The organism is Corallococcus silvisoli, from assembly GCF_009909145.1.
Classification (GTDB): Bacteria; Myxococcota; Myxococcia; order Myxococcales; family Myxococcaceae; genus Corallococcus; species Corallococcus silvisoli.
This window is the reverse complement of the sequence record NZ_JAAAPJ010000001.1, coordinates 1,394,606-1,410,114: the sequence shown is the minus strand read 5'-3', so window position 1 is coordinate 1,410,114 and position 15,509 is coordinate 1,394,606. Positions and strand designations below refer to the sequence as shown.

7 protein-coding genes and 1 pseudogene are annotated in these 15,509 nt (G+C 68.5%); 4 read left to right on the top strand and 4 right to left on the bottom strand.

Going from position 1 to position 15,509, the window contains the following annotated elements:
• Positions 1-43: 43 nt before the first annotated feature.
• From GTY96_RS05600 to GTY96_RS05590, 3 genes and pseudogenes are all read left to right on the top strand, one after another.
• Positions 44-232 (top strand): annotated as a pseudogene (locus GTY96_RS05600) (transposase domain-containing protein); the annotation flags it as partial.
• Positions 233-764: 532 nt separating this feature from the next.
• Positions 765-3,380, top strand: a complete 2,616-nt coding sequence (locus GTY96_RS05595; RefSeq protein WP_328700769.1) for a carboxypeptidase-like regulatory domain-containing protein — start codon at positions 765-767, stop codon at positions 3,378-3,380.
• Positions 3,381-3,416: 36 nt separating this feature from the next.
• Positions 3,417-6,125, top strand: coding sequence for a carboxypeptidase-like regulatory domain-containing protein (locus GTY96_RS05590; RefSeq protein WP_143898955.1), 2,709 nt, complete (start codon positions 3,417-3,419; stop codon positions 6,123-6,125).
• Positions 6,126-6,222: 97 nt separating this feature from the next.
• Here GTY96_RS05590 and GTY96_RS05585 read toward each other — a convergent pair whose 3' ends face one another.
• Complete coding sequence (locus GTY96_RS05585; protein ID WP_143898954.1) at positions 6,223-8,040, bottom strand: hypothetical protein; 1,818 nt, start codon at positions 8,038-8,040, stop codon at positions 6,223-6,225.
• Between the two features lie 17 nt (positions 8,041-8,057).
• Positions 8,058-12,140, bottom strand: a complete 4,083-nt coding sequence (locus tag GTY96_RS05580; protein ID WP_161664060.1) for a M4 family metallopeptidase — start codon at positions 12,138-12,140, stop codon at positions 8,058-8,060.
• A gap of 562 nt (positions 12,141-12,702) precedes the next feature.
• Here GTY96_RS05580 and GTY96_RS05575 point away from each other — a divergent pair.
• Complete coding sequence (locus GTY96_RS05575) at positions 12,703-13,332, top strand: glutathione S-transferase family protein (protein WP_161664059.1); 630 nt, start codon at positions 12,703-12,705, stop codon at positions 13,330-13,332.
• Positions 13,333-13,383: 51 nt separating this feature from the next.
• Here GTY96_RS05575 and GTY96_RS05570 read toward each other — a convergent pair whose 3' ends face one another.
• Together GTY96_RS05570 and GTY96_RS37135 are read right to left on the bottom strand one after the other, a co-directional pair.
• Positions 13,384-14,769 carry a hypothetical protein gene (locus tag GTY96_RS05570; RefSeq protein ID WP_201755890.1) on the bottom strand — a complete coding sequence of 462 codons (1,386 nt, stop codon included), beginning with the start codon at positions 14,767-14,769 and terminating at the stop codon, positions 13,384-13,386.
• A complete protein-coding gene (locus GTY96_RS37135; RefSeq protein WP_201755788.1) occupies positions 14,736-15,392 on the bottom strand; it encodes a hypothetical protein in 657 nt (218 codons plus the stop codon). Before GTY96_RS37135 ends, GTY96_RS05570 begins: the two co-directional genes overlap by 34 nt.
• Between the last annotated feature and the right edge of the window lie 117 nt (positions 15,393-15,509).

Here is a 15,509-nt window from a genome sequence, read left to right as displayed (position 1 = left end):
TGCCTCGGCATTGCCAACGAAGAGATAGTCCTTCCTGCCCAGGGCCCTGGGCCGCAAGAATTTCCTCTTCGTCCGCCATGCGTCCGCGGGGGAGAACCTCGCGGGCCTCTACGCCCTCGTCGCCACCTGCGAGGCCAACCAGGTCAATCCCGAGGACTACCTCGCGGATGTCCTGCTGCGCGTCCAGACGCATCCCCACTCGCGCATCCGTGAGCTGCTACCCCACGAGTGGAGGCGGCGACGCGCCGCCGATCCGCCCGACTCGCCCTTCCAGCCCAGTCCCTTAACAGCTCGCTCCTTGCGGCGCCCGCCGAGCACGGTCGTGGTCCGTCTTCAATCCTTCCGGCACGTCGTTGGCCGGACGGTTACCTTGTTCCGGACCCTCCGGGAGCCCGCGCAGAAATCCGCCGCGACGGGACCACGACGGCGCTGCGGCTCTGCTGAATCGGGGTTGCGCGGCCGCCCGCGAGCAAGTGCGGCACTTGAACGAGCACCGGCGGGATGGGTCGAAAGGCATAGGTCTCTGCCCAATTCTCGATCGAAGCATGGACTGCTCATTCGCCGTTTCGCAGCCTGCGAATGGGACATCACCTGGCAAAAGGCAGCCTGCTGACCCTCCGGTTGGCTTCGCCACGCCCGGACGCACGCTGCTATCCTGACCGCGCATGCGCTCCAGGATGACATGGTGGTGGGCAGTCTCGCTCCTCTTCGGATTGAGCGTGGCGTGTGTGTCCATTCAGGGCGCGACAGGCCTCGAAGCAAGCGTGCCCCCTGGGGGAACTCACTCCACGCGCCCCCTGCCCTCGCCTCCCCTGGGCTCGCTGCGCATCACCGGCGTGGTGCGCGACGCACGAGGCCCCATCGCAGGGGTGGAGCTGTCCGCGACGCGCGTGGACGCCGACAGCCTGTCGCAACGTCCATGTCCGCACCCGGACCGCGCCCTTCCATTGCAAACACCGCTCGAGCATTGCTTCCTGGAGCTGGCGGATTCCACCGCGCGCCTCGTGGAGGCCGGCGCGGGGGAAGCGCCCCTGTTCGCGCGGACGGTGTCGGCCGCGGATGGCTCCTTCGTGCTCGAGGGACTACCGCCAGGCGCCTTCACGCTCTGGGCGCTGGGCGACACAGGCGCGGCGATGCGGCCGGAGGTGCGGGCCGGCAGCGAGGGCGTGGCCGTCATGCTGGAGGAAGGCTTCTTCCTCTCCGGCGCGGTGGCGGCGGACGACGCGCGCACGCCCATTCCTGGGGCATGGGTGACGGTGGTGCACGAGTCCACGTCCCGCTTCTTCCGCGTGCTCGCGGACGACCAGGGACACTTCCGCATCGGTCCCCTGCCGGCAGGGCGCTACCTGAAGGTCGCGGGTGCGGAGGGCCGTGTCGCCCGCGCCTTCCGCGAGGACGTCTGGCTGAACTCGGCGGTGGAGGTGACGCTCGGTCTCAAGCGGCAGCACCGGCTCGATGGCGTGGTCCTCACACCCGAGGCAAGCCCCGCGAGCGGGCTGACCGTCCACTTGCGGCCCAACTCAGAGTCTGGCGAGACGGTGACCTCCCGGAGCGATGCCCAGGGACGGTTCGCCTTCGACGGTATCCCTGCCGCGGAATACGTGGTCTGGGCCTGGACCGACGGCCAGACCGCGTACGGCGACAGCCGGGTGACACCGCACCGGAGCGCTGTCATCCGGATGCAGCCCTGCACGTTCATCGAGGGCACCGTGAAGAGCACGCAGGGGCGTCCCCTGCGCGATGTGCGCGTGCAGGCCCTCACGGGTGGCACGGGTGACTCGCTTCCGCCGGAGACCGTCACCGACGAAGCCGGCCACTACCGGCTGGGCCCACTGTGCGAGACCTCCCTCGAACTCTCTCTGAAAGGTGACCACTACCGCGTTCGACGCGAGCAACTGCTCCTGGATGGAGCACGGACCCGTCCGTGGGACTTCACCCTCACGCCAGGGCTGTCGGTCGAGGGCTTCTTGGTCGATACCGAAGGCAAGCCTGTCCCCAGCGTGTCTCTGGCGCTAGGAACAGCTCACGCTTCCGGTGGATTCACCCTCGCGGCAACGAACTTCGAGGATGCGCTCGGCAAGTCCGACGAGGCGGGGCGCTTCGTCGCGGGTTCGCTCGACGCAGACAGGAGGGACCTCAACATCGAGCCTCAGGGCTTCATCCCCGTGACGCTCCCCGTACAGGTACCCTCCGCAGCGGTCCGCCTGGTGCTGGACCGGGGGGCCTCCGTTTCTGGCACGGTCACGGATGCGACGGGCCAGCCGCTGCCCGAGGTGCGGATCGGTCTCTGGGATTCAGCGGCTCCGAGCAGCCGTCCGCAACCCGACTTCCTCTTCACGGACAAACACGGGGCCTTCTCGCTGAGCGGACTGAAAGGGAGCCACTATGTGCTGGAGGCCTGGCATCGCACGCCGGGCGCCGTGCAATGGGTTTCCCAGACGCTTGTTCTGGAGGAGCGGGCCCACACGGACGTGGCCTTGCGGTTCGATGAGGGCCGGACGCTGCGCGGAATGACGACGGATGCCGCGGGCCTGCCCCTCCCAGGGGTCTGGGTCCAGGCCTGTCTCTCTCCCGACGACTCTTCCGCGGGGAAGGTGCGCGAGCTGAGTTGCGTCCTCACCGCGGACGACAGCGTGCGCTCCGGCCCGGATGGCCGCTTCACCCTCAGGCACCTGACCGCGCCGGTGTATCAGCTCGTCGCCACGAGAGAGGATCTCCGCCTCTCGCCCAGCCTCTCCCGGGGTGGGACGCCCGGCCCGCTCTCCCTGCGAGTTCCAGCGGGAGCCAACGACGTCCGGTTGGTCATGGAACCCGCCCCCCGGCTGAGGGCACGGGTCGTGGATCACGACGGCGCGCCCCTCCCCAGCAAGATCTGGGTGGAGGAGGCCAACACCGTCGTTGCGTGCCCGGGTCCGTCCCACGAACTCTGGATGGAGGAACACCGCCCGGATGGCCGCTTCGCCATCCCCCTACCGGAGGACCGGACCTGGCATGTGACCGTGAGCGCGAAGGGCTTCCTTGGGCTCGAGCGGTACATCGAAATGAGCCCCGGTCAGGACATCGACCTGGGGACCGTGAAATTGCTCAGGGGCCGGAACGTCCGGTTCGTCGTCCTCGATGAAGCAACCCGCGCGCCCCTCGCTGGAACACGCGTCTCCATTGAGCTGAGCTACGGCCTGGATGTCTGGCCGTACGTGGTTGCCATACCGCCATCCTTGCGCGGGAGCCTCGACACGGCGGGTAGCATCGAGTTCGAGGACCTGCCCATCTTCCCCATCCACTTCAAGGTCATGACGGAGCCGGGGCTTCCCTATCGGGAAGGCATCGTGGATTCACGGCAGGAGGTCATCACGGTGACGCTGCCAGCTCCGGGCCGCTGAGCCGGACGGGCACATCGACCAGAGGGAGAGACACGCATGAAGAGGGGGCATCGCCGGGCAGCGTTCCTCGTCGTGGGCATCGTCGCGGCGCTGCTCCTGGCCTGCTTTCTGCGCGCAGGGAAGGATGCTTCGCGCCATCCGGGCCGAAGCACCTCCGGCGGTCCTGCGCGCGTCCCTCTCTCCATGACGGGCTCCTTCGCCATGGCCCCCGAAGGGGAAGCTCTGCGCATCAGCGGCGTCGTGCGCGATGCGCAGGGTCCGGTCGCGGGCGTGCAGGTGTCCGCGTCTCGCGTGGACGCGGACACGCTGTCGGAGCGCCCCTGTCCGAAAACCCAACCCGACCATCGGCACTCCGCGCAGCGGATGCGGCAGGAGAACTGCTGCTTCCAGGAGGTGGCGTCGGAATACGCGCGCCGGGTGGATGCTCGCGAGGGTGAAGCCCCCGTGCTTGCCCAGACGGTGACCGCGGACGATGGCACCTTCGTGCTCGATGGCCTGTCCCCCGGAGCGGTCACCCTCTGGGCCTTGGGAGACAGCAGTGCGGCCGTGCAGCCGGACATCGCCGCAGGCAGCGACGCAGTGATGCTGACGCTGGAGGAGCGCGTGTTCTTCTCCGGAACGGTGGTCGAGGAACTCACGCGCATTCCCATTCCAGATGCGCGGGTGACGCTGATCCACGAAGCCGGGTCCCGCTACTTCGATGCGCTCGCGGACGACCAGGGGCGCTTCCGCGTCGGCCCCCTGCCCCCGGGTCGCTACCTGCGGGTCGCGAGCGCGCAGGGATGGCGGACGAAGGCTTTCCGCGAGGACGTCTGGCTCGACGCCGACGTGGACGTGACGCTCGAGCTTCAACGGAAGGCACGGCTGGAGGGTCGGGTGCTGACGCCCGAAGGGCTTCCCGCCAGTGGCATGAGCGTCCATCTGAGGCTCGCGGAGGAAGCGGACGACACCTCGACCGCCCAGAGCGATGCCCAGGGCCGGTTCGTCTTCGAGGAGGTCCCCGCGCTTCCGCACCTCCTCTGGGCCCGAACCGAGCAGGAGGCCGCCTATGGCGACGCCAAGGTGACGCCGCCCGAGTATGTGGTCCTCCAGATGAGGCCCTTCGGATTCATGGAGGGGACCGTCAGGGACGAGCAGCAAAGGCCGCTCGCCGGTGTGCGCCTGCGCGCGAATGGCCCGCGGTCGGATGGCCAGCCTCCACCCGAGGCGCTGACGGACGCGGCAGGCCACTACCGTCTGGGCCCCCTGCTGGACCCCTCCGTCAACCTCTTGTTGCGGCGAGAGCACTACCGCGACCAGCGACAAAGGGTCCGCCTGGGGGGTGCCCATGAAGGGCCGTGGGACTTCACGCTCGCGCGAGCCATGCCAGTCGAAGGCCAGGTGGTCGACACAGGAGGCATGCCGCTCGCCGGCGCCCAGGTGAAGCTGGTCATGAAGAAAGACGCCCCTGAATGGCGCTGGGGCCCGGCCATTCCCGCGGAACAGGCAGCCGAGTCGAACGAAGCGGGCCACTTCACCGTGGACGGCAGGGCCAGTGCCACCGGCCTTCTCTTCGTCACGGCCCGGGGGTTCCTCGACCTGGAGTTGCCGGTGGAGGTCCCGTCGACAGGCGTCCGGGTGGTGATGAACCGCGGCGCGTCCGTGTCTGGCACGGTCATGGATGCGACAGGACGGCCCCTGTCCGATGTGGACCTCCGGCTCTGGAACACCGCGCCCCAGAGCGGAGACGCCCGTACCACCGCCGTGAACACGCAGGGCGCCTTCACATTGGACGGCCTGGAGGCAGGGCACTACGTCCTGGAGGCCCGGCGAAGGACGCCCGGCATCGAGCACACGGCTTCGCGGCCCGTGGACCTGGAGGAACGGCAACAGGCCACCGTGTCCGTGCGTTTCGACGAAGGGCGCACGCTGCAGGGGACGGCGGTCGACACCGACGGATATCCGCTGCCCGGCGTGCGCATCCAGGCCTGCCTCCTGCTGGAGGACATCCCCGCCTGGCAGGGCCGCGCCCCCGACTGCACCGTCAGGGGAGAGGGCGGTGTCCTCTCCGGGCCGGATGGCCGCTTCACCTTCAAGCACCTGACCGCGCCGGCCTACCAGCTCATCGCCTGGAAGCAAGGCCATGCCTTCGCTCCCTCGCGCTCCCGAGGAGGAACGCCTGACGCCGCCGCCCTGCTTGTCGCGACGGGACAAGAAGACGTCAGGTTGGTCCTGGAGCGAAGACCCCATCTGCGAGGACGGGTCGTGAGCGACGACGGAGCGCCGCTGCCCTGCGACATCTGGGAATGGGATCTCGGGATGCTGCACGCCCCGGCCGGAGCTTTCGACCTCCCACTGCCAGAGGATGGCCCCAGAAGCATCACGGTGTGCGCGAAGGGTTTTTTCAATCTCCAGCGGGAGTTCGTCGTGAGCCCTGGACGTGACATCGACCTGGGAACGCTGCGGATGAGCCGGGGCCGCAAGGTGCGATTCACGGTCTTGAACAAGACGACACGCGCGCCCATGGCTGGCATCAGCGTCGACATCATCCCGACCGCGGACGCGCCTCTGCGCGGCCCCCTGCCGCATCCATTCCATTCCGGGCGCCTCGACGCGGAAGGTGGCGCGGAGATGGAAGGGCTGCCCTTCGAGGCCATCTCGTTCTTCGTCAGTCTGAACAGGGAGTCGAGCGACGAGGGAACGAACGTGCTCCTGGATGCGACCCAGGAGACCGTCACGGTGCTGCTGACCGACCCGGACGGCTGAGCCAGACGAGCGGCGCTCCTGGGCCCGCGCACTTCGGAAAAGAAAACGGCGGCCTTCCCTGGGGAAGGCCGCCGCTCTCACTGCTTCGGACTCCGGACTACTGCGCGGTGGTGATGGTGCCCACCGCCACGGTGATGGCCTGCAGCGAGCCGGAAGCCGGCAGCGCGTGCGCCTTGAGGACGTTCAGAGGCACCACGGAGCCAGCCGGCGTCTGGGCGCTGGTCTGCACCGACAGCGCCACGGACAGCAGCGCGCCGTCGTACGCGCGCGCCGGAGCGCCCTTCTGGTACACGCCCACGCTCAGCGTGCTGCCCTTCACGGCAGACTTGAGCAGCTGGGGCGCGGCGCCAAGCTCGTAGCCACGGTTGGCCACGAACTCGGAGCCGTCCACGGTGGCCCAGGACGCGGTGGCCGCATCCAGCCCCAGCTTCAGGTCCGCGCCACGGCCGGACTGGCCCGTGGGGCCCACCAGGTCCAGCACCAGCGTGTTGCCCGAGGACAGGGTGGCGTTGCGAACCAGGCGCCAGCCCGTCCCCACGGGGTCCACGTAGTTCACCGTGCCGGCGACGGGCACGGTGATGACGGCGGAGTCCTTCTTCGACGCATCCGCCACGCTGGTGGCCGTCACGGTGTACGTGCCCGGCTTGCTCGGCGCGGTGTACGCGCCGGCGCTGGTGATGGTGCCGTTGGCTGAACCGCCCTCGACGGACCAGGTCACCGCGACGATGGAGCTGCCCGTGACCGAGGCCGAGAGGTTGACGACGCCGCCCTGGACCACGGTGGCCGTCTTCGGCGTGACACTCACCTCCACCGTCGGAGCGACGACGGGGTCCACGGTCAGGGTGGCCGAGTCGGACTTCGTGGAGTCCGCCACGCTGGTGGCCGTCACGGTGAACGTGCCCGCGCGGCGCGGCGCCCGGTACACGCCCGTGCTGCTCACGGTGCCGTTGTCGTCACCGCCCACCACGGACCACAGCACCGCGACGTTGTTCGTCCCGGTGACCTGCGCGGACAGGGAGAAGGCCGCATCCTGCGCCACCGTGCCCGTCTTCGGAGAGACCGTCACCGCCACCGTTTCGACGACGACCGGGTCCACCCGGATGGTGGCGCTGGCCTTCTTCGTCGCGTCCGCCACGCTGGCGGCCGTCACGGTGAACGTGCCCGTCTTCTTGGGCGCGCGGTACACGCCCGTGCTGCTGACGAAGCCGTTCGCGTCGCCACCCTCCACGGACCACAGCACCGCGAGGTTGTTGGTGCCGGTGACCTCGGCCGTCAGCTGGACGGTGCCATCCCAGGTGGTGCTCCCCGACGTGGGGCTCACCGTGACCGCCACTTCTCCGACGACGACAGGCTCCACCGTGATGGTGGCGGAGGCCTTCTTCGTCGGGTCCGCCACGCTGGTGGCGGTCACGGTGAACGTGCCCGCCTTGTCCGGCGCCGTGTAGCGGCCCGTGCTGCTGACGGTGCCGTTCTCGTCTCCACCCTCCACGGCCCACTCCACCGCGGTGATGGAGGAACCGGAGACCTCCGCCGTGAGGTTCGTGGCGGTCCCCTGCCCGATGGTCACCACCTCCGGCGTCACCTTCACGATGACCGTCGGAGTCTGGACCGCCTCCACCTTGACGGTGGCGGAGTCCTTCTTTGAGGTGTCCACCGCGTTGGTGGCCACCACGGTGTACGTGCCGGCGGCGGCCGGCGCGATGTAGATGCCCGAGCTGCTGATGGTGCCGTGGGAGTCGCCTCCCTCCACCGACCAGAGGATGCGCGGGTCCTTCGAGTCCTTCACCGAAGCGCTGAAGGTCGTCTTCTCACCGGCCTTCACCGTGACGCTCTTCGGAGTCACCGTCACCGGCCCCGAATCGGGGTCGGAGCAGGCTGCCAGCGCTCCAATCAGGAGCGGAACAATGAGCTTCATCCACGTTTTCATGGGGATTACCGTCCGAACTGGCTGACGAAGAGGGTGATGTCGTTGTCGTTCACAGAGCCGACGCCGTCGAGGTTCGTCTCATCGGAGCCGTTGGTGCCGTAGTCCTGCGCGAGCAGGCCCATGTCCTCTCCGTCCACGACGTTGTCGCCATTGATGTCGCCCGTGTAGACCCGGAGGGCCGCCACGGCCTTCGCCGTCGGTGCCACGACGCTCGCCGCGGACACGTGGCACAGGCCACGGACCCCCGGCGCGGTGTAGACACCGTCCGCGCCGACGGTGCCGCAGACGCGGCCTTCCGTCACGGCCCAGGTCACCGCCGTGTTCACCGCGTTCGCCACGTTCGCCTGCAGGGCGACGGAGCCACCCACCGGCACCACGTGCTGCGCCACCGCGAACTCCACCGTGACGGGCAGGAGCGTGAAGGTGGTGGTCGCCTTGGACCAGTTGCCGTAGGCGTCATACGCCACCGCCTCGAGGACGTGCTCCCCCAGCGCCAGCGGAATCGTGAACAGCGGCAGCGTGTACGGCGCGGACGTGCTCCGGCCCTTCAGCGCGCCATCCACGTAGAACTCCACGTACGTCACGCCCGTGTCGTCGGTGGCCTCGGCCCGCATCGTGTAGGTCTCGAACATGCCCTCCACGCTGGCGGTGATGTGCGGCGCGCCCTGGTCCTGGATGGTGGAGTTGCGCACCTCGAAGTTCACCGTGCGCTCCGTGGTGTTGCCCGACCGGTCCGTCGCCGTCGCCTTGAACTGGTGCGGGCCGTTGGTCAGGGTCTTCGTGTCGAACGCCTTGGCGTAGACGCCCTCGACGTCCGTGAACGAGCCCACCGGGGAGCCGTCCACCTGGAACGCCAGGGTGGACGTCCAGACGTTGTCGCGCACGGTGGCCTTGAGCTGCACCGTCCCGTAGCTGCCCTCGACCGCCGCGGAGAGCGTGGGGGCCTGGATGTCCGCCTGGGTCGAGGTGACCAGGTTGACGTCGTCGAGGAAGAACTGGACGTCGCCGTCCGGCACCTGCATGGCCGCCGTCTGGTCCACGTCGAAGAACAGCTGCACCGTCTGGCCCTTGTACGCGGACAGGTCGAAGCGGTGCTGGACGTACTCCGCGTGGGTGTCATCGACGTTGGAGAGCGTCTTCAGCGTCGCCAGCTCGGTGCCGGCGGAGTCCCGCACCTTCGCGCTGAAGGTGTGGTGGGGCAGCGAGTCGGTGAACCCGCCGTTGAAGATGCGCAGCCAGAAGCTGAAGATGGCCGAGGTCGAGGTCGCCGGGATGGCCACGGACTGACGGACGGAGTGCCGCACCGGCCCCGAGGTCCAGAAGATGTAGAAGCGGCTGCCCGTGTGCGCGAAGGACGCGCTGCTGTAGATGCCCGTCGAGCCCGACACCGTCGTCGCGCTCGTCCAGCTCCCGGAGGTCTCGAAGCTGGGATTGAGCACGCGCTGGGCGGCGGTGCTGTCCACGTAGAACGTCACCGCGGGAGAGTCACCCACGTTGCCGCCCGCATCCGTGGCGCGGGCGACGAGCGTGTGCGCCCCGGCAGTCAGCGTGGAGAGGTTGACGACCCGGGTGAACGACTTGACCGAGTTGCCCAGGGACACGCCGTCGACGAGGAACTCCACCGCGTTGACGAAGCCGTTGTCGGACACCTCCGCGAAGTAGCCCGCGCGCGTGCCGGAGATGACCACGTTGGCCGCCACGCGGGGCGCCTCGACGTCCGCCGCGCGGGTGACGCGCAGCGAGAAGTCATCCAACTGGAAGTTGGTGGCGAGCGAGGCGTTCTCACTGCCCTCCGCGAAGATGCGCACCGTCTGGCCCGCGTAGGCCGTCAGGTCCAGGCTCTGCTGCGCATAGCCCAGCGTCGCGTCCAGGTTGGACCACGTCGACAACGTCCCCAGCACCGTGCCGGAGGTGCTGCGCACCTGCAGCGTCAGCGTGTCACGCACGGCGGTGGTCGTCGTCTCGGCGGTGGTGATGTTGAGGAAGAAGGTCAGCGCGGCCTTGGTGACGTCGGCGGGAATGGTGACGTCCTGCCACAGCCGGTCGACGTGCGTCGTGCCGTAGCCGTTGAGCCACGCGAAGCCCTGGCCGGTGCGCGGGCCGGAGGAGACCGGGAAGTTGATGTTCGACGGGTCGTCCGTCCAGCCCAGGGTGTTCTGTTCGAAGCCCGGGTTGATCAGGAGCTGATCGAAGCTGTTCGCGACGGTGAAGCTCACCGGAGCGGACGCGCCGGAGTTGCCGGCCGCGTCGAACGCGACCGCCACCAGCGTGTGCGCGCCGTTGGACAGCGAGGTCGCGTCCAGCGAGAACCGGTACGGCTGGGCGAGGACGTTCCCCGCCAGGCCGCCGTCGACGTAGAACTCCACGCGGGTCACGCCGACGTTGTCGTCGGCCTGCGCCTGCAGCTGGATGTCAGGCGCGCTGCCAGAGGTGCTCGCGCTGACGGTGGGGGCCGTGCGGTCGTCGTATGTCCCGGCGGTGTAGCCCACGTTGATGGCCGCGAAGGCGTTCTGCACCGCGCGGTACTCGTTGGACTGGGAGCCGAAGAGGTCCGCGGCGGCCTGGAGGCCGCTGGTGCGGGCCGACATGTAGTTGGACGACGGGAACAGGTAGGTGGTGAGCGCGCGGTACCAGATGGCCGCCGCCTTGTCGTTGCCGATGCCCCTCATGCCCGCGGGCAGGTAGGTGCTGGAGTAGTCGGTGCCGACGGACAGCGGCTGCGCGCCCTGGGACAGGAAGTAGAAGGCGCGGTTCATCGGGCCGCTGCTGTAGTGCACGTCGACGTTGCCGATGCTGGGGAACCAGGCGTCCGCGCTCGCGCCGTCCAGCGACGGGCGGAACATGACGCGCAGCGGGAAGTCGCTGAGCTGCTCGGCCATGAGCCAGTTGCCGCCGGTGTCACCAATGGTGCTGCCGCGGCCGTTGGCCACCCAGAACTCCGTCAGGGTGCCGAAGATGTCCGAGTTGGCCTCATTGAGGCCGCCGGACTCGCCTTCGTAGATGAGGCCGGCCGTGTGCGAGGTGACGCCGTGGGTCATCTCGTGACCCGTCACGTCGAGCACGCCCATGGACCGGAAGCCGCCCGCGGCCGGATACGAGCCGTCGCCGTAGCTCATGCAGAAGCAGCCGTCGCTCCAGAAGGCGTTGTCGTAGAGGTTGCTGGCGTGCACCCGGTTGTAGGTGGGCGAGCCGAGGCCGTCCACGCCGTTGCGGCCGAAGATCTTCTTGTAGAAGTCCCACGTCGCCAGCAGGCCGAAGTGCGCGTTGACGGCGGCCGTCTGCCCGTTGGTGCTCAGGGTGTTGTTGGCGCCGACGATGTAGTTCTGCCCGTCGCCCCAGACGTTATCGACGTCCGTGTAGAGGGTCAGCGTGGGGACGACGCCGTTCTGAACCGCGGCGTGGTTCACGTCGTAGGTGCGAATGCCCTCGCCACCGGCGCGCGTGACGTCGCGCAGCTCGAAGAGGCCCTGGTCATTCTGGAAGACGTCCAACGAGACGTCACCGCTGTACTGCGAGTGGCCGAGGCCCTTGGCGGCGGCCGTCTGGAGCGAGTTCCACTTCTTCAGCACGTCGCCCGAGTTCGCGTCGATGATGAAGTCCGTGTGCTTGACGCCGTCCTTCGCGTTCTCCAGCTCGGTGTGCACATGGTACGCGAGCCGGTAGCCGGTGACCTCCGTGTCGAAGTCCGCCGCGTTCTGCTCCGCGACCGGCTTGCCGGGGTAGCGGTTCACGAGCCGCGTCTGGGGATAGACGACGAGCTTGCTGCTCGGCGTGACGCCGAACTCACCCTTGGGCGCCAGTTCCTGGGTGGCCTTCGTCACCGCGGCCTTCGCGTCCAGCGAAGGCGTCACGCTCAGGCGGATGCCCTTGCGCAGGCCGTCGGCGGTGATGCGGATGTCCCCCGCGGACAGTCCCTGGTGCGTGATGGCCATGGCGCCCCATACGGGGACGCCCTGGTATGTCTGCGCAAAGCGCGCGTGCGTCTGGCCAAACGCGTCCGTGCTGGAGCTGGACAGCTGGAAGTCGTCCCGCGAGCTCAACCCGAGCTTGAGGCTCTGCGCCTTGAGGTTCGCCAGGGACTCCGCCACACGGGCTGACTCCCGAACCTGGAGCTGGGCCAGCGTGGGCGCGGAAACGGGGGTGAGTTTCTCAGCCGCGAGGGATGAGCTCGCCGAGAAAAGACCGGCTAGGAGCAGAGGCCACCGGGGCCACGGCTTGGACATGGAATTGACTCCACACACAGCGTTCAGGGGAACTCCCGCCGTCAGCACCCGTGGTGGCGTGCCGCCGCCGGAAGGATCACGCGCATGGCGGAGGGCCCGTACAGCCTCAGACCTATCCCCCCGTACGTTCCATGGTCAGCGTAATTGTCCGCCAGTATACAAGGTCGCTTCCCCAATGAAACGGGGGGGAGGCCTGATGGTCACGAAAGGGCCACGGGAGCCACACGGAGTTGCGGCGGCTTCACGTTGGGTCCTTGGAGAACGGGTGACGCGCCTCGACGTCGCACTGGCGGGCTGACTCCCGCAGCGCCTGCCGGAGTTCCTCCAGGGTTTCGAAGGTGGGTGCTTCGGAGGATTCCTGACATGCCCTTGTCACTCCAGATGGGTAGCTACGGCCCATCAACCCGTGTCGCCCAGGAGCCCTGTCATGAAGCTCTACTTCCACCCCCTGTCTGGAAACTCGCGCCGCGTGCTGCTCGTGGCGACCCACCTGGACATTCCCCTCGAGCGCATCCTGGTCGACCTGCCCCAGGGCGAGCAGCGCGGTGCGTCCCACTTGAGCCGCAACCCCAACGGGCGCGTCCCGGTCCTCGATGACGACGGCTTCCTGCTCTGGGAGTCGCGCGCCATCATCCAATACCTGGCCGAGAAGACGCCGGGGCAGACCCTGCTGCCGACGGACGCCCGCGGCCGCGCCGATGTGAGCCGCTGGCTCTTCTGGTGCTCGGCGCACATGGCCCAGGCCAACACCATCCTGGTGTTCGAGAACTTCGTGAAGGTGCGGACGGGCCGTGGGCCGGCGGATCCCTCCGAGGTCGCGCGGGGCGAGGCGCTCTTCGCGCAGCACGCGCAGGTCCTGGACACGCACCTCGCGGGCAAGGCGTGGGTCGCGCAGGAGCGGCTGACGCTCGCGGACTTCTCCCTGGCCGCGTCGTTCGCCCTCGCCGGTCCGGCCCGCCTGCCGCTCGGGGACTACGCGAACATCCGCGCCTGGCTCGGGCGCGTGCAGGAGCTCGATGCGTGGAAGCGCACCGCGCCGCCCATGCCGCAGGTGTGACGTGATGCGCGTGCGGCCCGGGCTCATGAGCCCGGGTCGCGGCCCGTGGTGTCAGTCGTCGTTCTCGGTCCTGACGTCGGGCTTCTTGCATCCCGGCGTCATGCACACCCCGCCCAGCATGAATGATCCGCCGTACGCGGGCTGGAGGTCCAGATGGCGCGTATGGATGCGAACGGTCACGGAGGGATGCTTGCAGCGCAGCGCCATGGCCGGCTCATGCCCCTCCTGGGAGACCGGCAGTCCCCCGAACTGAAGCGCGAGTCGCGGGCCCTGATGTTGACGGGTGACGAAGCGCTCGAAGCGCCACGGCACGAAGCCACGGGGATACGGCTTTCCGCTCGCTTGAGGGTCCTCGTATTCGATGAAGACGTTCGCGGGTGACTTCGTGGGGCGGGCCGGCGGCGCGGCGCGAGCGAACAGCATGGCCCGGTCACACCGCTCGCACTCGTAGAAGCGGAGGGTGCGTCCTTGCGTTCCCTTGTCGAGCGCGGGGACGTGAAACACCTGGCTCGGCTTCACCCGCCGGTTGCACTCAGGGCAAGCAGCGAGGGCCTTCACGTCCGCGGAGGAGGGCCGCGCCGGCTGGACATCCCAGCTTCGCGCACCCGTCAGCCCGAAAGGCGCGGGGTGGAGCCGCGCCTCCTCCGCGCGCTTGAGGATGACCTTCGGAAACGCCTTCGCGCGCTGGACGGCCTTGAACTGCCCTGCGAGCCAGTCCCCATCCACGTCCTCCAGTTCGGGCCGGTGTCCGTCCACCAGCCATTCGACGGCCGCGCGGGAGAGCTCGTTGAGCACGTCCGGCGTGGAGAAGGCCTCCGCGTCCGGGTCACCCGCCTCCTTGAGCACCGCCACGAGCCCGTGGACGGGGGACTTCGCCGCCGCCGCCCGCCGCTTCAAGTACTCGCCAAAACCCTCTCCGGAACTCAAGGCCCTCTTGTCGACCTCCTGCTCGCGGAGCTTTCGCTCCTTCGCGCTGAGCAGGTCCGGAGCGATTGCCTGGAGCGCCTCCAGGAACTTCGGGGCCAGCCCCCCACGCGCCTCCCCGAAGCGCTGGATGAAGGTCAGGACGCCGCCGATGAACTCGGGATGCTCTGTCTCTGGCAGTGAGCTTCCGGTGACCTCCGCCGCCGCCAACCACCCGTGCTTCAGGCGAATCACGGAGGCCAGCTTCTGAAACCGGGGCCCCTGCTCCTTGGCCAGTCGCTCCAGACTCCTGCGCGCCGAAGGCCGAGGCTCCTTCAGCATGAACGAGCACCACGTGGCGAAGTCCGCCTCCGCCTCCAGTCCCGGGAGCGGGTAGCGCTTCGGCCACGTCTCGAGTTCCAACATCAGCGAGATGATGCGCGACAGCGCACCGCCCTTCATGAGCGTGAGCCCCGCCTTGGGCAGCAGCTCGTCGAAAGTCAGCGCCTCGAACGCGTTGCGCGGCCGGAACACGTTCGCCAGGAAGACGTCGTGTTCCGGCAGCGGAATCTCAGCTCCATCAAGCGGGCGCGCAGAGTCCGCAAGCGCTTGTCGTCCTCGGGCCTCTCTTCGACGCCGATGGGCGCGGTGAAGTCTCGCGCGCAGTGGGCACAAGCCACGTCAGCCGGAGCGGCGGCCGTACCACACGAACAGCGCAGCGTATCGAGGCGGGGAGGCACGTACTTCAGGACCTCCTCCCGGCAGTTCCTCTGCAACAAGAGGAAGTCGGTCTTCACCCGCGCGTCCTCTGGACGAACCGGGCGCGCGCGCGTCTTCCCTTCCCAGAGAAAACACCGCACCTCCCCATCCAAGGCGAACTCCGCCAGCTCCCCACGTCCCCCCAGTTGCACGGTCAGGTCGAGGAGCGACACCATCAGCGCGCGCTGCGCAGGAAAGTCAGCCTCTGGCACGGCACCACGGATTTCGCTGGGAGGGAGGCCCGCGCTCAGATCGAACAGAGGACGCTGCCGCAGCTCTTCGATAAACGCCTCGGCCGTACCGGCCCACCCCTCCAACTGGCCCCGGGACCACTTCTTCTGAGCGCTGTAGGCGACGTCGAGTCGAACCGCCAGCCCCATCAACCCCTTGATTCTCACGTGTACGCCCCCAACTTGAACTCCAGGAACAACATCCCGCGGATCTCAAGCACGCCTACCTATCAGCAGGGGTCCTCGCACGGAAAGTCCTAGCCCGGGCACGGGCTCAACCCCTGC